The following is a 22929-nucleotide window of genomic DNA, read 5'->3' on the forward strand; positions in this document are numbered from 1 at the left end:
CTTAGGTGCGTCCGACGGTAAGAACAAAGCCACCCTGGTCTTTCGCGATCTCGAGAATCTTGACGGGCTTGAGGAAGTCGGCCGTCGAACTTGGCGAGAGAATCAGCCCGGCACGTTCTGGTGTTGCACTAAGTGCCAGAAGCTTTCTGTTGTAGAAGCTTGCAGCTTCACTGCCTGAACGCTCCGCCAACTGAATCGCCTCTTCGAGTTGGGCGTCGGCATCAGGAGCGCCAGCGAGGATCGCCTCGCGAGCAGCGAAGGTGGCTGCCATGGCAGCACTCTCGATGCCGTCGTTCTTGCGCGCGAGATCAATTGCCAAGCGGTAAAGGTCCTTGCCCACTTCCGCGTTGCCACTGCGATATGCGAGCAGAGCGAGATTCGCAGTGGCGTGAACCGCAAGCGAGCCCCCAAGTTCTTGAAACGCCTTCAAGCGGTTCAGAATTTTTTGTGAGACGGCTGGATCGCGCAGATCGAGTTTTCCTGAACTAAGTTGGGAGAACAGCTGGTTCAGCTCAAGCACATTGGGAAGCCGGCCATCGATCCTCAGCGCCTCCTTGGCGGTTCTGATGACCAGGTCGTGATCATCGAGAAGGGAGGCGACGAAGCTCGTCTCGATCTTTGGCCTAGAGGCAAACGGCTCATCCCGCACCCACAGCTGGCACGCTTTGATGGCATCCTGAATGTCACCGCGCTTCAACCGGATCTTGTAGGCCGCTTCATAGGCGTCACGGCGTGCACCGATCAACTTGTCAAGCCCTTCTATTCCATCGCCGAGATGTCTGGACTCCTTTGCCCACAGCACCTGCGCTAGGGTGTTTTCGGTCGGAGCAATGAGGGCTCGCTGCACCAGTTTTCTGGCCTGCTTCCGCTTCCCACTTTCCAACTCCATCATGCTGATGGCCGTGGCCAGTTCGGAAATATGGCCAGCTGCGAAATGATCGAATCGCAGAGCGTCGTTGGCAGTCTTCCAAAACTTTGGGGCCTTCCCCGCAATATGCGCGCAAGCCAACTCGGCAGCCATCAGCCACGGATCCGTCTTGGTGCGCGGATGGTTGGCCAGCAGCTTGTGCGCCGCTGCAGCTTCATCCTGATGAACCAAAAAGCGTGAGGCAGTTCGAAGCATCCAGCGATGGTCGGGCGCAAGTTGCAGCGCCGTCTTCATGCACTTCATCGCTTTTCTTCGGTCGCCTTGACTCGAATAGTGCCGAGCCATGTCTGCCCACACTGCCGCGTTTCTTGGGGATAGACGCAAGATTGCCCGCCAACGAGCGACATCCAACTCCCCAAGCGCCGGCAGCTGACCCGGCACCGACGCATCTTTGCCCAGCGTATCGTTGGCCAATCGAACTAGCGGCGCTGGCGCGTCTATGCTGTTCTGGATGACGAATGTGGCGGCACTCTTGGCGGATTCAGTGTTGCGCTCAAGAAGGGCCTCAGCGAGGGCGTCCGACGCTGTCCCAAGGCTGCGCTCTTCAGTGAATGCCTGGAAGGCTGTACCCCTTGAGTCCGCAGCGCGCGCGAGCCGTGCGCCCGACTTCTTCAATGCTCCGAAGTCGGCAGACGCTGCCGCCAGCCCCGAGGCACGCCACCGAGGGACGATTCGGCGGGCCTGAGTTTTGTCGCGAAGCACGCTAGTTCCTCGTCTTCACTGCTGCGTTCTTGGCCAGGCGGTCAAAGCGCGAAACGTAGGCATCAATGCCGACGTTGTTGGCGAGACTCTGGCGAGCTTTCGAGTCCCCGCGAACGCGCCAGTCCGGGTCGCATGCGGTCAGGATGATCTGGCTCAACTCCTCAGCGGCCCAAACCGGCAGGGAGGTTTGGCTATCGGCGACGAACTCGGCCAAGGCTCTCTTCAGGATGGGCAGTGCCGTGTCGTAGTCACAGCCCGACTGGCCTCCCCATAGATACGGACGCATGTCGACGGGGAGAGCTTGGGAAAGCCTCGCGGACAGAACCACACCGGTGAATAGGAAAGCGGCCATCGCTCCCAGGTGATACACGTCGCAGCCCTCGCGCCGGTCTTCCCATCGCTCGGGCCTGATACCGAAAACCTGTTCAGGAGGCGCATAGGCGACCGCGCCAGGGACGTCGCAGTCATCATGCTCGGCGACGAGTCCTCGTCGGGACGAGCGCCCCATGTCGCCGATCTTGGCAACTACGGACTTCTTCCCGAACAGCAGTACGTTCGACGGCTTGAGGTCTTGATGGGAAATGTCGTGCCGATGAAGCTGCTGGATGCCCACCGCGACGTGGTGCAGCACTTTGAGCTTCCAGGCGGTGTCAATCTTTTCGCTGGCGTCGATCGCCTTGCGAATATCGCCTTCTGCCAGTTCGAACATGATGAACGGAACCGGTATGCCGTGAGGCGCACTCGGCACCTCGATGTCATCGCTGGCGATGACCTCCACGATGCGATCAAGCTTCGCCTTCTTGCAGACCTCGAGGATGGTGCTTTCGAAGGTATGGCTGTCCGTCATGCGCTTCAGGCGCGGCACCAATTTCAAGCCGCTGTGCCGATCCTCGATCACGCCCTGCACATCAATGGCCTTTACGAAGGCCTTCTTGCCACCCTTGGTTGCGATGTAGCCGATCGAGAAGTTGCCGCCAGTCTGGTGCTCACCGCCGGGCTCGTTCTTGCGGGGGAGCCTCGTCGTGACCAACCAGCCGTCGGCGATGGTCTGCCCCACGAGGTCAAAAGCGGGGTTCTCGCTTGGAACTGCACTCATGTTCTTCTCCTCCTCTAACCGCAAGACTGCGATGATTATTTGCTGGACTTCTCTTTCTGTGCGCGCCTGAACTGGAGGTACTCCAGCAGTTCCACTTCCTCTTCCGGCGTCAGATTCAGCTCAGCCAACATGCTGGGTTTCGAGGCGTTGCTGCCTCGCTTCTTGCCGTAGATGTAGCCCGCCATCTCCATCAACTGCTCGTAGTTGATCTTGTAGGCCGCCGCGAGTGCATGAAGGATGTTTGGGGACGGCTGCTGAATCTTGCCGCTCTCCACCTGGCTCAGGTAGGCGTTAGAGACGGCCTTCTTGGTCAGGTCCTCAACGTGCCGAAGGGAGTACCCCCGATCCTTGCGGACCGCCGCAAGATGGGTACCCAAGAGGCTCGACGCGCGAGCGATGCTGTCTTTCGATTCGGCCATGCCGCAAGTATGGGGCAGGCTGCTAAGTTTATCAAGCGGTATGGCAAAGTGCTAAGCGACGTTGACGTCAACATCATGGGAAAACGCCACGCAAGATGACCGTCAGACATCAGATCGTGTTCGGTCTTCAAGAGCTTCCTATTGGTGGGAAAGGTCGCCAGGAAGTTTTTTTGGCAGCGGACACGCAGCATGCTTGACATTCTTAGCACTTGATCCTACATTGAAGTTGCCGGCCGCTGACGACCGGCTTGGGCAGTTGGGCCGCAGGGCGATGGATCGGGCGAAAGAGGTAGCACATGCAACACGAGTTTGAAGAAGGTATTGAGGATGTCGCGGCCGCGATCGCTAGTGGCCGTGGGATCAAGAGCGATGGCCCCTACGGCATCCTGATCGGCGATGAGACGCTCAACTACAGAGCTGCGGTCGTACGGTCAGCCACCGTGACGGGCGCCCAGATCCTGGCGGCGGCCGGTGTCGGGAATCCTGTCGAGCATGTTGCCTTCCAGGTCTTGCAAGGAGGGCAACTGGAAAGTCTCCGTCCGGATGAAAGCGTCGATCTCCGATCGGCAGGTGCTGAGCGCTTCGTGATCTTTCGCAGCGACAGAATCTTCCGCATCTTGGTTGACGACAGGACTCTCGATTGGGGTGCCAGCCGGATCACCGGGGGAACAATCAAACGGCTCATCGGCGCCAAGGCATTCACGCACGACGTCTGGCAAGTATTGCCATCCGGCGGCGACCACGTCGTGGGCGACGAGGACTTCGTTGATCTCACTGCGCCGGGGGTTGAGCGGTTCGTGATCAAGCCGATCTCGATTCGCGTGATCGTCAACGCGCGACCGCGCGAAGTGCACAAGCGAGTCCTGACCTATTGGGACGTAGTGAAGCTGGCGTTCCCGGAGGCGGTCGCAGCGCCGAACACCGTGTATTCGATCACCTACGCCCGCGGCCCACACCGGAACCCGGAGGGCTCGATGGTCGACGGGCAGCAAGTCTGGATCAAAGATGGGATGACGTTCTATGTCACGGTTACTGATAAGTCGTAGTCCGGATCTCAAGCGGCTACGTGACGCTGGGTACGAGGTTGAAGTTCGATCAAGCTACCTGCTTGTTCATGCGGTGCCCTACCTGGACGCTGAAGGAAATCTGAACCTGGGCACTTTGGCGAGCGAGTTGACCCTCGCATCGCCGACCCAAACCGCCGCACCAGGGACTCACGTCGCCTATTTCATCGGCTCCTATCCGCACAACGCAGATGGGAGCAGGATCACCGCGCTGGAGCACGGTGTTGGCCCATACCAATGGGCCGAAGGTCTGGCCCCCAACTTCTCGTTCTCTAACAAACCTCGATCTGGTGGGTTTGCAGACTACTTCGAGAAGATGACCAGCTACATCAACGTCATGTGGCACCAAGCACGCGCCCGGCACCCGGACTGCGACCCGAGGACGTTCAAGCTGGTGGACTCTATCGAGACGGAATCGGTCTTCGAGTACGAGGACACCGCATCGAGCCGAGCCGGTATTCAGTTGATCGCGCAGCAACTGCGGTCCCAAAAGATTGCCATCGTGGGTCTTGGGGGCACCGGCGCGTACATCCTGGATCTCGTCGCCAAAACCCATGTCGCGGAGATTCACCTTTTTGACGGCGACAAGTTCCGGCAGCACAACGCATTCCGCGCGCCAGGCGCCGCGTCGCGCTCGGATCTTGAGCGAGGCTTGTCGAAGGTCGAGTACCTAGCAGAACGGTACGCGCCGTTGCGCCGAGGGATCGTCGGGCACGATGTGTATGTCACGGAGACAAACGTTGCAGAACTGGCTCAGTTCAGCTTTGTGTTTGTCTGCGTTGATAGCGGGGCCGCAAGAAAAACCATCCTTGAGTACCTCAGCTCAACAGATGTGCCTTTCATCGACGTCGGCATGGATATCCAGGTCGTCGAAGGTTCCGGCCAGCTATGGGGCACTTGCCGAGTGACGGCCAGCACGCCGGGCATGCGCGGTCACCTTGCGGCACGGGTTTCCATGGCGGATCGCGAAGGCGATGACCTCTATCGCAGCAACATTCAGGTTGCTGAACTGAACGCCATGAATGCGGTGCTTGCCGTGCTTCGCTGGAAGCGGTTCTCCGGCTACTACCTGGACGATAGCGGCGACCACGATTGCACCTTCACGAGTAGCCTGAACATGATGGTCAACAGCGAGACTGGGCGATGAAGCAGCGCCAGTTCTCGCCTCAGTTCGTGGAGTACCTGCCTGACAACCTAGAAGAAGGCGTCCTCTACGTCTCCATGCCGTATGCAGTAGCCGCCCACCGATGTGCATGCGGATGCAAGAAGGAGGTGGTGACGCCACTGTCACCGACGGACTGGAAGCTGATTTTTGATGGTGAGAACGTGTCTTTGGATCCATCCATCGGCAACTGGTCGTTCCCCTGCCGATCGCACTACTTCATTCGAGGCGGCAGGGTCCAGTGGGCCGCCGATATGTCCGATGCGGCGGTCCAGCGCGGCAGGCTACGTGATCGCGCTTCCAAAGACGCACACTACGCTACGAAAACCGGCGCACAGCGCAATGCCGACGAGACGGAAAGCGACTTGCCACCCCAGGGAGTCGGTTCTACTGGAACGTCTGCGTCTAGGTGGAGTTGGCTCAAGGGGCTGTTTCGATAAGCAACCTGGAGGCCTGGTGCGTAGAGCGTTGCCTTTTGCGTCGAGCGTTGGCGGGCAATCATGAGCCATCGGGCCCAGGAACCTTGGATCAATGCGCAACGGACCTACGTCGCGGCGGCCGTCTGGGCCATGATCGTGGGTGGATTGATGGCAGGCGCTGCCGGGCATGGACGCCGACGAGGTCGCGCCCACTGGGCTGCTCGTCGGGTTTGGCGCAGCAGGCTCCGTCATCTGGTTCCGCACCAGGCGGTCCAAAGTGGCGGACCGTGACGGCTAGCGACGACGCTTGAAGACTTTTTCCACTGGACCGAGCAGTTCCCATGACTCGCACCCGAGGCCCTTGGCCAGCTTGAGCAGCGCAAGCAGCGTTGGCTGGCTCAATCCCCGCTCAAGCCGGCTGATATAGGAGCGCTCGATGCCGGTTTCCAGGGCCAGCGCTTCTTGGGACATACCGGCGTTCAGTCGCCACGCCTTTGCCGTCTTCCCGAAGACCTTGGCAATGCCCTCGTCGAGACTGCTGTAGCCCTTGGGGCGACCGGGTTTGGGAGCATTCTTGGGGCGGATAGGCATCCGCCCAAGGCTCCAAGAATGGAGCTATCTAAGCCACGTTATACATAACTCAAATTCATCGGTAAATGCATCAGGACGGCGGGCTGTCGGAAGTCTTTCCGCGCAGCACGCGCAGCTGGGACATGCCATGTGGCCCCAGCTCGGCGTGCAGCTCACTGAGAAATTTGATGAAGTCGATTTCCAGTGCGAGCAGCCAATCGCGAAGCTCGATGACGTCGAGCCTGCGTTCGCCGCTCTCCACCTTGCTGACCAGCGCCTGATCTCGACCCAACCGGTCGGCCAGGTCGGCTTGGCGGAGGCGCTTTCCGAGGCGCGCAAGCTGAAGCTTCTCCAGGAATATCTCGTTGTGACGGGTGTGAAGAGTCTTGGCCATGGTGATTTCAGCACCGGACCCTAGCTCATGTCGTGCCGTATTCGGTAAGCGCATTTTTTCCCCGGCGATGGACTCGCCCATGGGCCCCATTGCTTGGCGCAGATGCTTCAGCCACGCAAAATAACGCTGAGTTATTTAAACCTCAGACGGTAGCCGTATGCCCGTCGCCACCGCACCGCAACCAATGTTCGTATCGCATCCGCAGTACCAGTTCCCTATCCCGGCAGCGCTTGAAGACCCAGGTGTTCAGCACTGGCGTATGGTGGAGCTGACCCTCCATGCACCCTGGTTCCTACTTTCAGTGGAGATCGTGGACCAGAATGAGCCCGACCTCAGCATCACGCGCACGCTGTGTATCGCCTGGGAGTACGACCTGACAGACGTGCTGCGCGGCCTTGATCCCGCGCGCGTGAAGGGCATCGTCTGCATGATGCCGGCGTGGCAGTCACCCACCGGCCAGTGGTGGTCGCGCGAGATTCGCGAGGTCTGGCTCTATAGCTCGTCCAGTGGCAAGCACGTCGTGCTGGCCGACACCGCCGGCGAGAAGTTCGACTGCGGGTTGATCCCGGAGCACGTCGACGCCGTCGAGATGGAATTGCTGCTGCGGGTCAACCCAAAGGCACCTGGCCGGAGCCGCGATGCGGCCCGGCGCTCACGTCGCACGGCACGTACCGGAAAGAAGACCACATGAGCAGCACGAAAGTGGGCGCCGTGGGGGTTGTGCTGGCCAATGAGCGCGACGCGCCGCCGGTCGACGAGCAGCCTCGCATGGAAGTGAACTGCTGGCGCCTGGTGCAGTTGCCTGCCTAGGTCAGCTCAGGTCTCGCGCGCTCGGCACATTTCGACCTGGATGGATGCAATCAACACCTAATGGGCTATTTACAACCACTACTCATGCAATGTGGCTTTTTCCCGGCAAATACCTACCATGGGCACGCGCATCGACGGCAAGCGAGCGCGTAGGTGAACTGCAAATAGTTCCTTATGGATTGGCAGTGCACTTCAGCAAAGTGATGCCACTGACTCGAACCACGCGTCCAGCATGGGAACTACCGCGCCGCATTCTTCGAAGACTGAAAGGTACGTAGCCAAGCGCATCCGCTTCCGCAACGGCGAGCGCTTGTCCGTACTCCTGCGCGCTGGAATGCCGGTGCACATCGCCGTCCTGTTCCTGAATCGTTATCGAACGCGCGGCTTGGCTGCGAACACCATCCACGATGTCTGTGATGTCCTGGCCGGCCTACACAACCACATGCAGCGGCGCGAGGTGGACATCTGGGAGAGGCTCAGCGCCGGCCACTTCCTATCGCTGCCCGATCTGAATGCGTTCGCAGAGGCGGCGCAGTACAAGAAGCGGCAACTGGACGAAGTTGACGAAGCCAAGGCAAAGCGCGTCGTGAACATTGAGAAGCTTCGGTTCCGCGCGACGGTGAAAGCTAAACCTCGTACGCCCGTCAGCGGCGGCACGCATGCCTTTCGCCTTCGGACCGCACGCGACTACCTCAAGTTCGTTTCGGACTACGCGCAAGCCTGCCTGCCAGAGGAGCAGGCTGCGATCCTCGACGCTGAAACCCGGCGAGGCCTGAACGTCCTTCAGGCGCAGGTGCCACGAGTCAGTGGCCGGTCCAAGGTTGGCGCGCGCAAGGGTCTCACCGAGGATCAGGAAGCCTTGCTGCTGAAGGTGATCGACCCCAGCTCGCCCATGAACCCCTGGTCGACGCCTTTTGTCCGCGCCAGGAACCAGATGATCGTGATCACCCTGCTCGCCGGTGGAATGCGCAAAGGGGAAATGCTCGGCCTGAAGGTCCAGGACTTGTTGGCGCACAACGCGAAGCTGCAGGTCTTGCGACGGGCCGATGACCCTGAGGACTCCCGCAGGTACCAGCCGAACACGAAGACGGCAGATCGGGAGGTTCCGCTCGGGCCCAACATCTGCCGCGCCCTGGAGGAATTCATCCGTACCGAACGGCGAAGCATCAAGGCTGCCCGGCGCATTCCCCAGATCTTCACGTCCGACGAGGGTGACGCCCTCTCGTTATCAAGCGCAAACCAGATCTTCGTGGCCATACGCCGGGCTTGCCCTGAGCTACCGCGTGACCTCACGGCTCACGTGCTGCGCCACACCTGGAACGACCGCTTCACCGAGTACGCCGACAAGACTGGTATGGCCCCTGTCGAGGAGGAACGGGCGCGGGCCGAACACCAGGGCTGGGTCGACGGATCGCTCATGGTGGCGACCTACACGCGCCGGCACACCGAGCGAAAGGGTCGGGCCGTGGCGCTGAGCATTCAAGAAAAGCTGGACAAAACCCTTGATGGCCGGTCCTGATCAAAAGAGCGCGTACGAGCTTCTACTGTCGGGGCTTCCCAAGGAAGCGATAACGAAAAGCGGGCGGACCTACGACCCTCGCTTGCCAGTTTGGGACTGGGTCGACGGGCCGTTCCACCTGCTGATTGACTTTGGCGCCCTGCCTGCCAACTTCGCTCAGTTCGTCTATGCGCTGAAATCCACCCTGATGGTGTACGCCAAGGGCTACTCGCCAGGCACCATCTCGGCCCTGTTCTGGTCGTTCATGCATTTTGCTAGAGCGAACCCGGCCTTGCCGGCTGTCGGCGCCACCATCACTCCCATTGAGATGGGCATGTACGTCGCATCGCTCAGAGGGACTTCATCGACCTGGCGTGTCTCAGGCCTGAACCCTCTGCTTCAAAAGTGGAGGGCGCTGGACCTGCCAGGCGTTGACCAAGCTTGCGCTGACTACTTGCGTCACCTGCGCAAGCCAGGGAGCGTTAAGGGAGTCGCCGTAAGGACTCGCGACCCTGATCAAGGCCCGTTCACCGACAGTGAATTCCGGGCCATCTTCCGGGCAGTGACCGCCGCCTATGAGGTGGGCGACATTCCCCTCTGGGTCAACGTCATGGTCCGCCTTCTTGCAGCCTGTGGTGGGCGCCCATCGCAGCTGGCGTCGCTGAAGATCTGTGACTTCACGCCAGCCTACTCGTCCCCTGAACGGTTGATTCCTGCCAAGATTGCGCTGCCCCAGATCAAGAAAGGCCGCGTGCACGCGCGCTCAGAATTCTTGGAATTCGACCTCTCGGGTCGAGCAGCGGAGTTGCTGGCCGATCACATCAAAGCCCTAATCGAAGACCTGGGCTGTACGCCGGACTCGGCCCTGTTCCCTCTCAGCGAGGTCCGGCTTGATGGGGAAGAAGATACTCGGAGACCCGTCGGTGACCTGTTCTTCAACCATCCCACGGGGCGTGGCTTGAGCAGCTTCTTCGTGGCACGCATCCGAAACTTTGCACCCACATCCGACCGTACGGGCTTCGCGCCAATCTCGATATACCCGAGGCGCTTCAGGTACACCTTCGGCACACGAATGGCCGAAGAAGGCTCGAGCAAGGCGGTCATCGCCGACCGACTGGGCCATGCTGACCTCCAGAACGTCGATGTGTACTTTGAGGCGTCGCCGGCGATCGTAGAGAACATCGACCGCGCCATGGCGGCGGGCCTTGCTCCCATCGCCCAGGCTTTCTGCGGCCGCACCATAGGGGGGGAACATCAGGCGTCGCAAGGAGGGGCGCCAGGGTCGCGGATCATCGATTTCCGCATCTCTGCCGATCCACTTGGAAGCTGCGGCAAGGGCTCCGGTTGCGGATTGGCTAAGCCCGTTGCCTGCTATACGTGCTTCCGGTTCGAGCCCTGGGTGGACGGACCCCATCAGGAATCGCTAGATCGCCTTCTGGCTGAGCGGGACCGCTGCGCCGACGAACGGATGGCCGGTGTGAACGACGACGCCATTACGGCCGTCAGGGAGGTCATCGCCGAGTGTGAGCAGGCCCGTCAGCAGCGGCATGGCGGGATGACGGCATGACAACCCCGGTTCTCCACTTCACGCCTCGCGGCGAGCTCTCAGCTCACGACAACATGATGTCGTTCGTCGAGACTTGCCGCAGGTCCGCCATCCTGGCGGCGACAAATCAATTCGACCGAAACATTTGGGAGAGTGCCTACCGAAAGGGGAAAGGCAACAAAACGCGCATCGTCTTCAGCACCCATGAGGCCGCCTGCGAGGCGAAGCCAAGCCCCACGCCGGCTTTGCCAGAGCCCTTCTTGTCGTTTGCCAAAGCAATCCTGACCTACCTCCAGGATCGTCGCCCTGTCGTCTCTCAGCAGGTCCGGTTGTCGGCGCTACGGTACCTGGAAGCAGCCTTGCGGCGCAAAGGGCAGGATGCACGGCCCACGGGGACGGACGCGCTGGTACTTGACACTGCCGTGCAGATCGCCCGGGAATCCGTGTCCCCCAGCGTTGCATATCGAGCTGCTGGCCAGTTGGAGCTGTTGGCAGAGACCATGCAAGAGCTCGGCGTCATCAAGCTCCGCGGCCGCTGGGAGCACGGGCTCAAGAAGCCTGCGGAAACCAACTCCCGCATCTCGGAGGAGGCCCTGACCGCGCGCCAGGAAAAACTGCCGTCGGCAGCCGTCATTCGAGCGGTCGCGGGGATCTTCAACGACGCTCAGGGCGTCGCCGACGACCTCGTCTCCTCCTACTGCGCCCTGATGCTGTGTGCACCAGAACGTGTCAACGAGGTGATGCGGCTCGAGGTTCGGTGCCTGGTTGATGGGGAGGGCAGGTACCAAGGCAAGCTCGGCATTCGGTGGCCGGGCTCCAAGCTCTCCGATGACACGACCAAGTGGCTGCCATCGCACATGGCACCCCTCGCCAGGGAGGTGATCGCTCGCCTGGAGAAGACCTCCGCGCCGGCCCGCGCGATCGCAGACTGGTACATGAAGAATCCACGGCGTTTGTTCCTGAACGAGGATGCAGCTCACCTGAGGGGCGTGGAGCTGGTCTCTGCCGAGGAGGTCGGTCTGATCCTTTGGGGGCCGTCGGGCAGCCGAACCAGCGCGACGGTATGGATCAAGGGGCATGGGTTAAGCCCTGCCCGCACGGTAGGGAGGAAGTTCCTGTACCGGTTTGCTGACGTTGAGTCAGCCGTTCTCAGCCTGCTTCCAGAGACGTTCCCAGAGGTGCCTGGCGCCCCTGGCCTCGAGTGCCGCGCGTCGCTTGCGCTTTGCCTGATGACGGAGCTCCATGCTGGCAAGTCGCCCTACACCTGCATGTTCCAGCTGGTCACCCAGGACGATCTGTACGTACGGCTCGGCTCACAGGAGCATCGGTCCTCGATCTTCGATCGGTACGGGTACACGGAGGATGACGGGTCGCCAATGCGCGTCACCAGCCACGCGTTCAGGCACTACTTGAACACGTTGGCCCAATTGGGCGGGCTGTCCGACACCGAAATCGCCATCTTCTCTGGCCGCAAGGACGTGCGCCAGAACCGGGCGTACGACCACCTGACCTCTGACCAAGTCTTGGCGCCGATCATTAAGGCCACCGCAGGTGGGTACCGCGCCGAGCTGGTCCTCTCGAAGGGCCGGGAGCTGTATACCCGGTCGGAACTGCTGGCGCTGGGCAAGCCTGCCTCCCATACGACTGAGTTCGGATACTGCATGCTCGACTTCGCGGCAGAGCCTTGCCAGATGCATCGCGACTGCGTGAACTGCGACGAGCAGGAGTGCGTGAAGGGCGAGCAGCACAAGGAGGAAAACCTGCGCAGATCGCGTTCTGAGGCCGAGCAGGCCCTTGCGCGCGCCAGGGCGGCCCTGACCGACGAGGAATACGGCGCAGACAAGTGGGTCACGCACTACGTCAAGACGCTGGGCCGAATTGGGGAGCTCCTGTCGGTCCTTGAGAACCCGGCCGTCCCCGTTGGCGCTCGCATTCGCCTGGCCAAGGGATCGCCGCCACAGGTTCGTCTTGCCGATGGCGTTCACCCCATCAAGCTCCTGCCGCGATGAGGAAGCAGCGCGCGCCAGATTTGACGGAGGCCACCATCTCCATCGTGGTCGACCTGTTGGACGGTTGGACAGGAAAGCTCACATGGGACCTTCTGATCGCCGAGGTACTCCGGCTCACTGGCTTCGAGTACTCGCGGTTCACGTTCGCTGACTACCCAGGAATCGCCAACTCCTTCGCGCTCAAGAAGAAGAAGCTCAGCGGCACGCTAGCCAGAGGGCCTCGAACGCCGCGAGACGGGCAGATCCTGGCTGCGCTGGACAAGGCAGAGCGTTTCAAGGCGAAGGCGGACCGGCTGGAGCGCGAGAACGAGTTGCTTCTGGAGCAGTTCAAGACATGGGCAGTGAACGCCGAGCGGCATGGCGTCACAGTCGCCAAGCTCAATGCTCCCCTCGCCCTGCCCAATCGAGAGCGGTCCAAAAAGGCCCGCTGAACCCGGCCGCAAATTGGACCTCCTACGTACTCCAGTGGACGCGAGCGTGCTGTTCATTGCCGCGAACGAGCGATCCAGTGCCCATGAGCACCGGCTTCTGCGAGGGCGTGCGAACGGATCGGTAGTCAGGTCTGCAGCGTAAGCAAAGGTCCGCGACGGCGAGCCGCCTCGAACTCCCAAGCGGTCGAGCGACAACAAATCGGTCGCCAAACAACCGATTCGGCAGACAACTCCTGCACGGACATTTCAACTTAGCAGTGGCGAATCGCCCCTGTCGGACGCGCGCACCAATCGTCACGTGGCAGAGGCACCAGCTGCGAGCGTGGCCGTCTACAACCTCTCCACCTAATAGCGACGCTGCTCGTCCAAGGATCGCCGCCGGGTGCTGGCGCAGGACGAACACATAACAAGGTCGACTTCGACGGCGACCGCTTCGCCTGATGTTCAAGCCGGCCGCAGCGCCGTGAAGGTCGAGCCGCCGGGCGGGCCCTCGGTGGCCATCACCAGCCGGCCGCGGCCTTCGGCCTTCGCGCGGTAGAGGGCCGTATCGGCTCGCTTGACCAACTCATCGAGCTCCACGGGCGGACCGGGCGGCAGCGACACCGCGCCAGCGCTGAAATCGATCTTGAATGGATAGCCGGGGTTCTTGGAAACCAGGCCTTCGCGCAGGCGCTTGTCGACCAGTGAGGCCGCATGCGCATCTCCCGCAATCAGCAGCAGAAACTCCTCGCCGCCGTACCGCCCCACAAAATCCCCGGGCCGCAACCGGTCGTGCAGCACCTCGCCAATCAGGCGCAGCACGTTGTCACCCATGGGGTGACCGTGTTGATCGTTGATTTGCTTGAAATGGTCGAGGTCCAACAGCATCAGCGTCAACGGGCTCCATTGGCGCTTGATTTCGCGGAGTTTCTGATGCGCCGCCTCGAAGATGGCATGCCGGTTCAACAAACCCGTCAAGATATCGCGCGTGGCCAGCCGTTTCAATTCCTGTTCTGCCTCGTCGCGATGCGCCAGCAAAATGGCCACGGTGCCGATGATGGTCAGCACATTCCAGCCTTGGAATGCCAGCGTCATTGAGAAAGGCCGGTCGGTCAGCACCAACACCGCGGGAATGAGCAGAAAGACACCGGTCGTTGCGAAGGCCAAGCTCCCCAGCCAACGCCACCTGCGTCCCGACAAGACCGCCGTGCGCGGCAACAGGCGCATGGCGATCCAAAGTGCCTGCAGGCCGAACACCAGATGGGCGGCGGCGAGCCGCTCCAGCACGTCGGTGAACAGCATGAAAGCAGGCAATACCGCCGCCGCAAACGGAAAGTACAGCGCCAGCCGGCTGGTTTTTTCCTTCAGGTAATGGTCAATCGTCAGGACCATTGACCGCGCACTCAAGGCAATCAGCACAATGCTCGGCAGCGTCAGCAACGCGAGTAATTGCGGGTCCTTGATGACGAACAAGAACGGCCAAGCCGCGACCTGCCAAAGGATGGCGCGATTCCAAAAGACCATTCCCCCTGCGGCGAAACCCACGCCCACAGACAAACAGCACGCCATCACCAGTGGGCACAGCCATATGGAGAGAAAAGCTTCCTGAATCTCGGTAAGCATGGCTGGCCCTCGGACGCGATTGCATGATATCCAGAGGCCAGTAGAAACAGTGAGGCCGGCAGGTCGGTCGCCGCGGTTCAACCGCTTTTGTCACGGCCGGCGGGAAGGCCCTCAACGCGATTGTTGAATCCTTCACGCGTGGCCATCTCACCTCCGGCAGTTGACCGAAGCGGGGCTCGCTGCGAGCCCCGGAAGGGTTCAGGTATTCAGGCCGAACTTGCCAACGCGAACCCACACCGTCGCCTTGGCGGCCGGCGCGATGAAGGTGGCATAGCCACTGGCGTCTGCGCACACCTGCGTCGTGGTGGCGTTGGTGACGTCGTAGAAGCACTGGTTGGCGTGCGCAGTGCCCACGAACATTCTCTTGGAGCCCTGCGTGGTCTGGTTGTCATTCATGAGGACGGCCACACCGTAGCGGTGTTCGCTGTCGCCGACGCGCGTCCAGCCCACGACATCGGCGTTGTCGAAGTAGTCGTACTGCGTGCCGTAGGCGTGGAACTTGCGCGCCTTCAGCATCTGATCGATGACCCAGGCGTGGCTGACCACCTTGCCAGACACGCCTTCGTAGTCACCGATGAACACCGCAGGGTAACCGCCGCTGCGGAGCAGGATGAACGAGTAGGCCTGGGGCTTGAACCAGTCCGCCACCTGCGACGCGTAGCCGCGGCCCGTCAAGGTGTCATGGTTGTCGACAAAGGTCACCGACCGCAGCGGTTGCAGAGCCGTCAAGGTGCTCGGCAGGAGGTTGCGCATGTCATAGCTGCCTTTGCCGCTGGCAGCGTCGTAGAACTTGAAGTGCAGCGGCACGTCGAACGCCGACATCTTGTTGTTGGCGTTGTCGTTCACCGCGTTCACGAAGTTGTTCAGTTCGGTGACGTCCCAGGTCAGGTATTCGGCCACGGCAAAGGCATTGGGCTTGGCCGTCATGCTGCGGACGTGGTACAGCCACTCGTTAAAGAAGTCGGAGCTGATGTGCTTGGCCGCGTCGATGCGAAAGCCGTCCAGTTTGGCCGTGTTGGTGTACCAGACACCCCAATCCTTCAGGTGGGATCTCACTGTCGTGTTGGCAAAGTCGATGTTCGCGCCCAGCAGATAGTCGTAGTTACCGTATTCGGTCGAGACGTTGCTGTTCCAGCCGTTGGTTCCGCGGAATTTGTAGATCCGGCAATTCACGCCGCTGGCGCAGCCATCGGGCGCGAGGTTCTGCGCGTAGTCAATGCCGTTGAAGTGATTCCAGTGCCATTGAAAGTTGTTGTACTTCAGGGTGCCGTCGGCTTGCTTGCGCCCGGCAAAGGCGAAGCTCGTCCAGGCGGTGATGCTCACATCTGGAGGGAGCTCTGTATTGCGGTTGGCTGGATCGACGCGCACCGCCTTGATCGACTCGGTGGCGTCGCCGCCCATTTTGTGGTTCAACACGATGTCGGCGTAGGCCTGCGCACCTGCCGCATGGATGGCGTCGATGGCAGCGATGTACTCGGCCCTCGTTCCGTACTTGGTTCGAACGCTGCCCTTCTGGTTGAACTCCCCGAGATCGAACAGGTCGTACACGCCGTAGCCGACGTCGGTGCTGCCGTATGCGCCCTTGTAGGCGGGGGGCAGCCAGAAGGCGGTGATGCCTTTGCTCGCCAACGTGGGTGCAGCCGCCTTGATGCGGTTCCACTGCTGGCCATCGGACGAGGTGTCCCAGTCGAAGTACTGCAGCATCGTGCCGTTGGTGTAGGCCTTTGCGCTCGCGCACAAAAGAACCAGACCCATCGCTAGCGTGAGCCGGGTTCTGCGGGGAAATGCGCGCGGAGCGCTGCTGAAAGTCGTGCTGGGCATCGTTTGTCTCGCTGGTGCTGTTTGACGTTTTCTGGACGATGAGGTCGGTGGCATCACGACCGAATCCAGAGCCGTCGATGCCATCGACGCGCCAAGTTTGGTGCGTTGCTTCAGCTTGCGGAGTCACACCAAGGTCACTGTTACAGCACGAGTGAACCGGGAAGGTGCCTCGCGCTCGGCCTTTCCCCGAGGGGGTACGTCGCGCGCGGCCTCCGGGCCTGGCCACGTCACATCCAGTCGTGACCCTGTCGTGACTCGCGCAGAGAGAAACTGGTCGCCGAGGATCGACGGCACTTGCGCGAGTGCCCGTGGATCCCTGTCCTCCGAGAGGTACGCATGAGCCTCTTTGCGCCGGCCCATTCGCTCGAAACAGCGAGGCCGGTTTTTTTTGACCGCGTCTGGCGGCCGCACCGGCTAGCGCTTGGGCACGGACGTGCCGAGCAAGGCTTTGCCCAGCTGACGCGCCGCCTCGCGGTCGGCCACGTCCAGCTTGCGAAAGATCGTGGTGACCGTGTTTTTCACCGTGCCGACCGCCAGGTGCAGGCGGTTCGAAATCTCTTCATTCGATGCACCGGTCAGCAGTTGCTTGAACACCCGCCAGTCGCGGGTCGTCAAGCCGCGCGCAAGCAGCGGGGCGGGAACCTCGGTGTCCTGGGTCTGGGGATCTTCCCGCCCGCTGCGGCTCAACTCGCGCAAGCGCCGGTTCAGGCGCGCCTCGGTGGGCCCTGGGGCCACGGCCGGTTTCAGCAGAGGCTCTGCACAGGGCGCGGCCATGAGGAGGCTGCCGACGAGCTGGCGCTGCCCGGCAAACGTCAGGCATTCCCGCCACACCATCTTCGCCGCGGCGCCCTGGCCGAGCCTCTGCAGGCAGACCGCCAGCCAGATGTCGTTCCGCCATTGCTCAGTCAGCAATCCGTCGCTGCTCTCCTCGTTCATGCGCTCGAGCAGGTGGGCGGCGCTGCGGATGCGGCCGGTGCCGATCTGGCAGAGGGCCATCGCGCGGCCCTGCCGATGAGCGATCTCATGATCGAAGCGCGTCGGCAGTTTCAGTCGGGCTTCCAGTTGCGCCAGCATCGCCGGCTTGCCGAATCGCAGCGCGTGTTCAGCCAGCACCAGGTCCTGGTAGGAGGTGACATGGCTGTGCTGGCCATAGGCACACAGCAGCTGCTGTGCTTTTGCAAGCCGCTCTTCCGCCGCAGCGGGCCGCCCCAACAACAGCGCCGTCCGTGCAAGCAGGATCATGACCGGAACGCCGCCCTCGTAGTCGCAATAGCTGTACGCGGTCCGCGCTTCTTCGGCGAAGCGCGTCACGTCTTCCAGATTGAAGTGCTCCCAGGCGGCTTCGGCACGCGCGCGGTAGAGGCACCACATCGAGTGTCCCGTGCGATCGCCGTGTTTCGTTGCATGCAGGATGGCGGAGTCCTGCAGGACAACGGCCTTTGCAAAGTTGCCCATGCTCATCGCCAGGGCCGCCTGTTGATGGCGGGACCAGATGACCTGGGACGGGGACCCGGCTCGTAAGGACAGTTCTTCGGCATGGGCCCAATGCGCGAGCGACGCCTGCGTCGCACCACTGAGGGCCTTGGCCTCGGCGAGCAGCAGATGAGCCTCGCAGCGCCCTTGGAGATCGCTTCCCGGGAGGGCTTGCAAGGCGAACTCCGCGCAGGCAATGCCTTCCGAGATGCCTTGTTCGCGCCCGAATGCGACCTTGGCGCGGTACAGGGCCAGGATGGCGTCGACAGGCTGCGCAGGAGTCCCTGCCGAGGCGCTGTGTTGCCCCGAGAGGGACGTTCGATCGAGCAGCGCCAGCAGCTTGTCGCTATCCTTCGACAGCCAATAGCGGCAGGCGTGGACCAGCAGGGTGCGGTGCGAGCAGATGGTGTCGTCGTCCAGCTGCGCGACCACCCGGCCCAGCGATTCCCAGAGCATGCTGTAGCCCGAGCGCTCATCAAGGCGCTCCACGGACCTGATCATGAGATCCTTGTCGCCGGCTCGTACGGCATGGTCCATCGCCATGGCCAGTTCGTGATGGGACAGCCAGTGCTGCGCTGCCCTGCGGTGCAGCTCGATCAACTCCCCTGCGCATTCCCGTTCGGCGATCCGGCGCAGGCATGCCTCGAAGAACCGGCGATAGCGGTAGTGGGTCGGCCGCTGCTCATGGGGCACGAGGAACAACTGCCTCTGCAAGGCCTCGTTCAGCAAGGCGGTGGCGTCGAATCCTCCCGCAAGGGCTTTGCAGGTCTCCAAGTCGAAGCTCGACAGCAGCGAGGTCCGCAGCAGGAAGCGGCGCAATTGTTCAGGCAGCGAGTCGACCACCTGTTCGCGAAGGTAGGCATCCAAGGTCTCGTCCCAGGCTGGCAGGTCAGCGGCCGGGTCGGGCGAGCGATCAGCGGCAGCCTTCAGCAACATGGCGAGGCGTTCAGTCGCAAGCGGCCAGCCGTCAATGCCTTGCGCCAACGCGCCGGCCTTGTCGTGGGCGAGCCGCGGGTGCGCCCGAGTGAGGCGGCGCACGCACTCCTGCTGGCTCAGGGCAAGGTCTTCCGCCTGAAGCATCAGCACATCGCCCTTGAGTTGCAGCGATGCCAGCGGCATGGGCCATCGAGACCGAGACAGGATCAGCAGGCGCAGGTTCCGCGGAGCGCGAAGCAGGAGCTGCGCCATGGCCTGATGGAGGGCGCCTTGCCCGATCGTGTGGCAGTCGTCGAGCACCAGCAGCATCTCCACGCGCACCAGGGTGGCTTCGTTGACGATGGCGGTGACCGCGTCGCCAAGGGAACGGGTCGGATGGGCAGTGAAGGCGCTTTCGATCCACGCTGCGCTTGCAGGATGGGCGCTGGCGAATGCGGCAGCCAGTGCCAGGCTGAAGCGGTCCTCCGAGTCGTCGCCGGCTTCCAGCGACAGCCAGCCGTGCCGGACGTGTCCCGGTATTCCCGAAATAAGGGCTGCAGCCAATGCGGTCTTGCCGTAGCCAGTCGGCGCCTGCACCAGGCAGTGACCGCGATGCGCCTTCAAGCGTTCCAGCACCTCGGCATGCTGCAGATCACGCGCAAGGTGCAGGGGTGGGATCAGCTTCGTCAGGGGCAATCGCCAGGCCCGCATGCCTTCCAGCAAACGCGACGTGTTCGCCACCGATTCCGGCAAGGTCGATGCGGCCATGGACGGTATGTCCCGGTGAATGACGAGCCCGGGATCATGCACCGGCGACCGCCCGACGCGGATTCACGGAGATGGCGTTGCTGCTGTATCTAACGGCCAGATGGGGCGTTGCAGGTGACGGAACGGAAGTTTCTGGAGGTCGCCATGAAGCGACCCGGGCGCGTCGCAATAGACGACCGTCGAGGCGATGGGATCGAAGCCCATCCGGAAGTGCTGCGTCGACTTCACCACCACCAGGCTCTTCGTTGACAGATCGACGCCCATCTCGGTGAAGCAATCCGGCGAGAAGACTTGCTGGCGAATCGAGTTGATGACGATGTCGATGCCAAGTGTACGGACCGTCACCGACAGGCCCAGCGGCTCTTTCCCACCGGACAGGCCGCGCTGCGCGGCGTCGTTTCTCACGCAGATCACCTCCACGTCGAGGTCGACCGGATCGCCCGACAGCGGGCCCACCTTGCCGCCAATGCGCAGCGCCAGCCTGGTACCGACGCCCGCATCGGCCGCGACGAGCGCCGCCTGCGGATCCCAGATCATGCCCAGGGCGGCATGGCTCACGCCCTGCCGCAGCAGTTCGCGCAGCACGAAGGTGCTGTCACTGGCGGCGCCGCCACCCGGGTTGTCAGAGCCGTCGGCGAGCACGACGGGTCGGCCGCTGTTCGGCGAGACCTGGGACAGTGCCCGCGCCACCGCTTCCTGCAGTGGCAATCGCATCCCTTGCGTTTGAATGCCGATCGCGTACATCCGGCGAGCCAGCGTTGCGACAGTCGACCGCGCGGCTTCCTCGGCACTCTCCTCGCGTGGGTCGTACCAGGCCAGGAGCGCCGCCCGCGAGTGCGGCGTGTCGGACCATGGGAAGCCATGCATGGCCGAGACGGAGTCCAATCCCGGCGTGCCTTCGCTCCGCTTCAATTGCAGGACGAAGTCCTTCATGGGTTCTTCGGTGGTGCCCATCAGCGCGAGCATCGGGACAGGCTGCATCACGGGCCGAGGCATGGGGCGCCCGCCGCGCGCCACTTGGGCGAGCAGCCCGCGCAGTTCGTGCGCGCGATCGCGGAAGTCGGTGTGCGGGTACTCCTTGCAGGCGATGAGCAGCGCGCCGCTTTCTGTCATGTCTTCGGTCAGGTTGCCGTGCAGGTCGAGCAGGGCGCCGACCGGCGTGTCGCCCACGCGTTCGCGCAGCCGCAGCAGGAGGTCACCTTCGCAGTCCCAGCATTCGCTGGAGACCATCGCCCCGTGCAGGACGAGCACGATGAAGTCCAGCGGACCGGCCCGCTCAATCTCTTCCAGCAGCTCGTCGCGCAGGCGCTCGTACTCATGGTGGGGCAGCGGCCCGCCGGGTTGCGCCCAGGCACACAGTCCGGCGGTGGCGTGGTCGCCTGCCTGCGCGCAGAGTTCGAGCATCTCCCCATAGCCCGGCAGGGTCGTCGCTTTCGAAAGCGTCGCTTCGTCGCCGCCTCGATGAAAGATGGCCTCGGAGAAGCTGCGCCTGCTGGTCGGTAGCGGCGAGAACGTGTTGGTCTCGTGCGCCAGCGCGCCGACGAAGACGCGCAGGGGTGAGCTGGCCGGCATGGAGCGCATCAGATCAACCGTTCAGATACTGGTGGAGGTCGGGCAAGGGCATGGCACCGAAGGCCAGGACGCGGGCGTGGAAGTCGCGCAGGTCGAAGCGATCGCCCAGCCTGGCGCGCGCCGTTTCCCGTGCGCGCATCAGCTCTGTGTCGCCCAGCTTGTAGGCCAGCGCCTGCGCAGGGATGTCACATGAGTACCGCAAGGTCTCGCTGCAGATCTCTGCCTCCGACATGAAGCTGTTCTCACGCATGAACTGCCGGGCCCGGTCGAGCGACCAGCCCAGGGCATTCATCCCGGTATCGACGACCAGCCGGCAGGTCAGGAAGGCGTCGAGGACGCATCGCCCATATTGCTCTTCGGGTGTGGCATAGAGCCCGAGCTCGCCCGCGAGGTTGGCCGCATATTCGGCCCACCCCTCGTTGTAGGCGTTGCAGAAGGCGTTGCGGCTGATCGGCAGAAGCGCCTCGTTGCCGTACTGCGAAGCGATGTGGAGGTGATGCCCCGGCACCAGCTCGTGATAGGTCAACGCCGCCAAGGTATGCAAGGGGACCTGGGTCAGGTGGCCGCCGTTGAACAGGTATTGCCCCATCGGCTGCCCGGGCCTGGCGGGCGAGTAGTAGCCGAAGGTCATGCTGCTTTCGAGCGACTTCGGCAGGCGGCTCGCACCGTATCCCGCTCCGAGCGGCGTGCTGAACGCAGATGGATAGGCGCTGTTGACGCGGTTGATGTAGCGCTGGAAGACTTCGCCGACAGCCTCCGGGGTCGACGCGTTGAAGCGGGCGTCCTTGCGCAGCAGCTCGATGTAGTCCTTGTGGTTCGCCAGGCCGGATTCGGACCGGATCTCCGTCATCCTCTGCTGGATCTGCGCGAGGCGCTCCAGGCCTGTTTCGTGGATCTCCCTAGGGTCGAGATCCAGGGTGGTGTGGAGCCGGACGAGCTCGCGATAGATCTCCGCGCCGCCCTCGTATTGGGACATCCCGACGCCCTCGGGGGCCTTGTCCTCATAAGCCGGGTCGAGGATGGCCGCCCATCGATCGAAGGCGGGTTCGAGCGTGTCCGCCACCCGCTGGCGCGCGGCGGCTCGAAAGGACGCCTCATGGCTCGAGAGCAGGCTCGCGAACCGTTCCCCGCCATCGGGAACCAGCGTCATCAGCCGCCCCTTGAAGCCCGCGATGATGGCGCGCGCCGCAGGCAGCTGAGGCTTGGGAATGCGCATGCCAGCGGCCTCCTGCGCGGCCGTGCGCTCGGCCATGCGCTCCACGCAGGCCGTCAGGTCATGCAGGGCCGCCAGGTAGCGGTCGAGATCGCCACGGTCTGCAAACTGCTGGCGTGACAGGCCGTCGAAGAGGAACTGCAGCGCGAATCCGCCGCAGTAGGCGCTGGGGGCGAACAGCCCGAAGAAGCCGACACCGCTGGGGTCGAAGACCGTGGGGTACCAGGCGCCGGCATGCCGGCGCACCTCCATCGCATACCGCGCCTGGCGCAGCGGCACGCCGACGGCATGCGGCAGCGCCCAGGCGTCGATGGCATCGATCTGAGCGGTGATGGCTTGCGCCCTTGCGGATACTGCGCGGGCCGCCTCTTCCGACAGGTCGGGCAGCTGCTGGAGCCGCCCGCCTTGCTGCATTTGCACGAAGGCGCAGTCCCGGAAGATGTCCCACGCTTCCGAAACGAGGCGGACGGCGGCACCGAGGGCGAGCTCTTCAGACATCATTGCTGGAAGCGCAGGC

19 protein-coding genes are annotated in these 22929 nt (G+C 62.6%); 9 read left to right on the top strand and 10 right to left on the bottom strand.

All coding sequences use genetic code 11. The features are described 5' to 3' along the window. Position 1: 1 nt before the first annotated feature. Genes ACS5PN_RS12435 through ACS5PN_RS12445 form a run of 3 tightly spaced genes read right to left on the bottom strand, consistent with a single transcriptional unit; the run spans position 2 to position 3145 of the window. Positions 2 to 1630: a hypothetical protein gene (locus ACS5PN_RS12435; protein WP_439464268.1), complete on the bottom strand. Its 1629-nt coding sequence runs from the start codon at positions 1628 to 1630 to the stop codon at positions 2 to 4. Between the two features lies 1 nt (position 1631). After that, positions 1632 to 2726, bottom strand: coding sequence for a protein kinase domain-containing protein (locus ACS5PN_RS12440; RefSeq protein ID WP_439464269.1), 1095 nt, complete (start codon positions 2724 to 2726; stop codon positions 1632 to 1634). A gap of 35 nt (positions 2727 to 2761) precedes the next feature. Beyond that, complete coding sequence (locus tag ACS5PN_RS12445; RefSeq protein WP_439464270.1) at positions 2762 to 3145, bottom strand: helix-turn-helix domain-containing protein; 384 nt, start codon at positions 3143 to 3145, stop codon at positions 2762 to 2764. 296 nt (positions 3146 to 3441) lie between these two features. On the opposite strand from ACS5PN_RS12445, the gene ACS5PN_RS12450 reads away from it, so the two are divergent. From ACS5PN_RS12450 to ACS5PN_RS12460, 3 genes are read left to right on the top strand one after another with little or no spacing between them, the layout of a single operon-like run. Then, positions 3442 to 4191, top strand: coding sequence for a multiubiquitin domain-containing protein (locus ACS5PN_RS12450; RefSeq protein WP_439464271.1), 750 nt, complete (start codon positions 3442 to 3444; stop codon positions 4189 to 4191). After that, on the top strand, positions 4166 to 5356 hold the full coding sequence (locus ACS5PN_RS12455) for a ThiF family adenylyltransferase (RefSeq protein WP_439464272.1): 1191 nt from the start codon (positions 4166 to 4168) through the stop codon (positions 5354 to 5356). The genes ACS5PN_RS12450 and ACS5PN_RS12455 overlap by 26 nt, the downstream gene beginning before the upstream one ends. Next, positions 5353 to 5811 (top strand): DUF6527 family protein, encoded by a 459-nt coding sequence (locus ACS5PN_RS12460; protein WP_439464273.1) that lies wholly within the window; start codon positions 5353 to 5355, stop codon positions 5809 to 5811. The genes ACS5PN_RS12455 and ACS5PN_RS12460 overlap by 4 nt, the downstream gene beginning before the upstream one ends. Positions 5812 to 6084: 273 nt before the next feature. Here the strand turns inward: ACS5PN_RS12460 and ACS5PN_RS12465 are convergent, their stop codons facing one another. Beyond that, a complete protein-coding gene (locus ACS5PN_RS12465) occupies positions 6085 to 6381 on the bottom strand; it encodes a helix-turn-helix domain-containing protein (protein ID WP_439464274.1) in 297 nt (98 codons plus the stop codon). A gap of 70 nt (positions 6382 to 6451) precedes the next feature. Then, on the bottom strand, positions 6452 to 6835 hold the full coding sequence (locus ACS5PN_RS12470; protein WP_439464275.1) for a helix-turn-helix domain-containing protein: 384 nt from the start codon (positions 6833 to 6835) through the stop codon (positions 6452 to 6454). 76 nt (positions 6836 to 6911) lie between these two features. On the opposite strand from ACS5PN_RS12470, the gene ACS5PN_RS12475 reads away from it, so the two are divergent. The 6 genes from ACS5PN_RS12475 to ACS5PN_RS12500 all read left to right on the top strand — a co-directional run bounded on the left by ACS5PN_RS12475 (position 6912) and on the right by ACS5PN_RS12500 (position 13048). Next, entirely contained in the window at positions 6912 to 7445 is a 534-nt protein-coding gene (locus ACS5PN_RS12475) for a hypothetical protein (RefSeq protein WP_439464276.1), read from the top strand. Further along, complete coding sequence (locus ACS5PN_RS12480) at positions 7442 to 7564, top strand: hypothetical protein (protein ID WP_439464277.1); 123 nt, start codon at positions 7442 to 7444, stop codon at positions 7562 to 7564. Before ACS5PN_RS12475 ends, ACS5PN_RS12480 begins: the two co-directional genes overlap by 4 nt. Positions 7565 to 7796: 232 nt before the next feature. Further along, positions 7797 to 9083: a tyrosine-type recombinase/integrase gene (locus ACS5PN_RS12485; RefSeq protein ID WP_439464278.1), complete on the top strand. Its 1287-nt coding sequence runs from the start codon at positions 7797 to 7799 to the stop codon at positions 9081 to 9083. After that, positions 9070 to 10629 (top strand): site-specific integrase, encoded by a 1560-nt coding sequence (locus ACS5PN_RS12490; RefSeq protein ID WP_439464279.1) that lies wholly within the window; start codon positions 9070 to 9072, stop codon positions 10627 to 10629. Before ACS5PN_RS12485 ends, ACS5PN_RS12490 begins: the two co-directional genes overlap by 14 nt. 56 nt (positions 10630 to 10685) lie before the next feature. Then, entirely contained in the window at positions 10686 to 12617 is a 1932-nt protein-coding gene (locus ACS5PN_RS12495; RefSeq protein ID WP_439464280.1) for an integrase, read from the top strand. Next, positions 12614 to 13048: a hypothetical protein gene (locus ACS5PN_RS12500; protein WP_439464281.1), complete on the top strand. Its 435-nt coding sequence runs from the start codon at positions 12614 to 12616 to the stop codon at positions 13046 to 13048. The genes ACS5PN_RS12495 and ACS5PN_RS12500 overlap by 4 nt, the downstream gene beginning before the upstream one ends. A 444-nt stretch (positions 13049 to 13492) precedes the next feature. Here ACS5PN_RS12500 and ACS5PN_RS12505 read toward each other — a convergent pair whose 3' ends face one another. From ACS5PN_RS12505 to ACS5PN_RS12525, 5 genes are all read right to left on the bottom strand, one after another. Further along, a complete protein-coding gene (locus tag ACS5PN_RS12505) occupies positions 13493 to 14650 on the bottom strand; it encodes a GGDEF domain-containing protein (protein ID WP_439464282.1) in 1158 nt (385 codons plus the stop codon). A gap of 198 nt (positions 14651 to 14848) precedes the next feature. Continuing rightward, entirely contained in the window at positions 14849 to 16471 is a 1623-nt protein-coding gene (locus tag ACS5PN_RS12510) for an alpha-amylase (protein WP_439464283.1), read from the bottom strand. A gap of 414 nt (positions 16472 to 16885) precedes the next feature. Further along, positions 16886 to 19627, bottom strand: a complete 2742-nt coding sequence (locus ACS5PN_RS12515) for a LuxR C-terminal-related transcriptional regulator (RefSeq protein WP_439464284.1) — start codon at positions 19625 to 19627, stop codon at positions 16886 to 16888. A 63-nt stretch (positions 19628 to 19690) separates the two neighbouring features. After that, positions 19691 to 21208, bottom strand: a complete 1518-nt coding sequence (locus ACS5PN_RS12520; protein WP_439464285.1) for a M81 family metallopeptidase — start codon at positions 21206 to 21208, stop codon at positions 19691 to 19693. Positions 21209 to 21212: 4 nt separating this feature from the next. After that, a complete protein-coding gene (locus tag ACS5PN_RS12525; RefSeq protein ID WP_439464286.1) occupies positions 21213 to 22910 on the bottom strand; it encodes a DUF885 domain-containing protein in 1698 nt (565 codons plus the stop codon). Positions 22911 to 22929: the final 19 nt, after the last annotated feature.

Source organism: Roseateles sp. NT4 (genome assembly GCF_051857475.1).
GTDB lineage: Bacteria > Pseudomonadota > Gammaproteobacteria > Burkholderiales > Burkholderiaceae_C > Pelomonas.

Bases quoted from the DNA above. Each gene is read 5' to 3' on its own strand.
- ACS5PN_RS12440 (WP_439464269.1), bottom strand. From the start codon at position 2,726: ATGAGTGCAGTTCCAAGCGAGAACCCCGCTTTTGACCTCGTGGGGCAG.
- ACS5PN_RS12480 (WP_439464277.1), top strand. From the start codon at position 7,442: ATGAGCAGCACGAAAGTGGGCGCCGTGGGGGTTGTGCTGGCCAATGAG.
- ACS5PN_RS12450 (WP_439464271.1), top strand. From the start codon at position 3,442: ATGCAACACGAGTTTGAAGAAGGTATTGAGGATGTCGCGGCCGCGATC.
- ACS5PN_RS12470 (WP_439464275.1), bottom strand. From the start codon at position 6,835: ATGGGCGAGTCCATCGCCGGGGAAAAAATGCGCTTACCGAATACGGCA.
- ACS5PN_RS12505 (WP_439464282.1), bottom strand. From the start codon at position 14,650: ATGCTTACCGAGATTCAGGAAGCTTTTCTCTCCATATGGCTGTGCCCA.
- ACS5PN_RS12485 (WP_439464278.1), top strand. From the start codon at position 7,797: ATGGGAACTACCGCGCCGCATTCTTCGAAGACTGAAAGGTACGTAGCC.
- ACS5PN_RS12500 (WP_439464281.1), top strand. From the start codon at position 12,614: ATGAGGAAGCAGCGCGCGCCAGATTTGACGGAGGCCACCATCTCCATC.
- ACS5PN_RS12490 (WP_439464279.1), top strand. From the start codon at position 9,070: ATGGCCGGTCCTGATCAAAAGAGCGCGTACGAGCTTCTACTGTCGGGG.
- ACS5PN_RS12495 (WP_439464280.1), top strand. From the start codon at position 10,686: ATGTCGTTCGTCGAGACTTGCCGCAGGTCCGCCATCCTGGCGGCGACA.
- ACS5PN_RS12510 (WP_439464283.1), bottom strand. From the start codon at position 16,471: ATGCCCAGCACGACTTTCAGCAGCGCTCCGCGCGCATTTCCCCGCAGA.
- ACS5PN_RS12525 (WP_439464286.1), bottom strand. From the start codon at position 22,910: ATGTCTGAAGAGCTCGCCCTCGGTGCCGCCGTCCGCCTCGTTTCGGAA.
- ACS5PN_RS12520 (WP_439464285.1), bottom strand. From the start codon at position 21,208: ATGCGCTCCATGCCGGCCAGCTCACCCCTGCGCGTCTTCGTCGGCGCG.
- ACS5PN_RS12445 (WP_439464270.1), bottom strand. From the start codon at position 3,145: ATGGCCGAATCGAAAGACAGCATCGCTCGCGCGTCGAGCCTCTTGGGT.
- ACS5PN_RS12455 (WP_439464272.1), top strand. From the start codon at position 4,166: ATGTCACGGTTACTGATAAGTCGTAGTCCGGATCTCAAGCGGCTACGT.
- ACS5PN_RS12460 (WP_439464273.1), top strand. From the start codon at position 5,353: ATGAAGCAGCGCCAGTTCTCGCCTCAGTTCGTGGAGTACCTGCCTGAC.
- ACS5PN_RS12465 (WP_439464274.1), bottom strand. From the start codon at position 6,381: ATGCCTATCCGCCCCAAGAATGCTCCCAAACCCGGTCGCCCCAAGGGC.
- ACS5PN_RS12475 (WP_439464276.1), top strand. From the start codon at position 6,912: ATGCCCGTCGCCACCGCACCGCAACCAATGTTCGTATCGCATCCGCAG.
- ACS5PN_RS12515 (WP_439464284.1), bottom strand. From the start codon at position 19,627: ATGGCCGCATCGACCTTGCCGGAATCGGTGGCGAACACGTCGCGTTTG.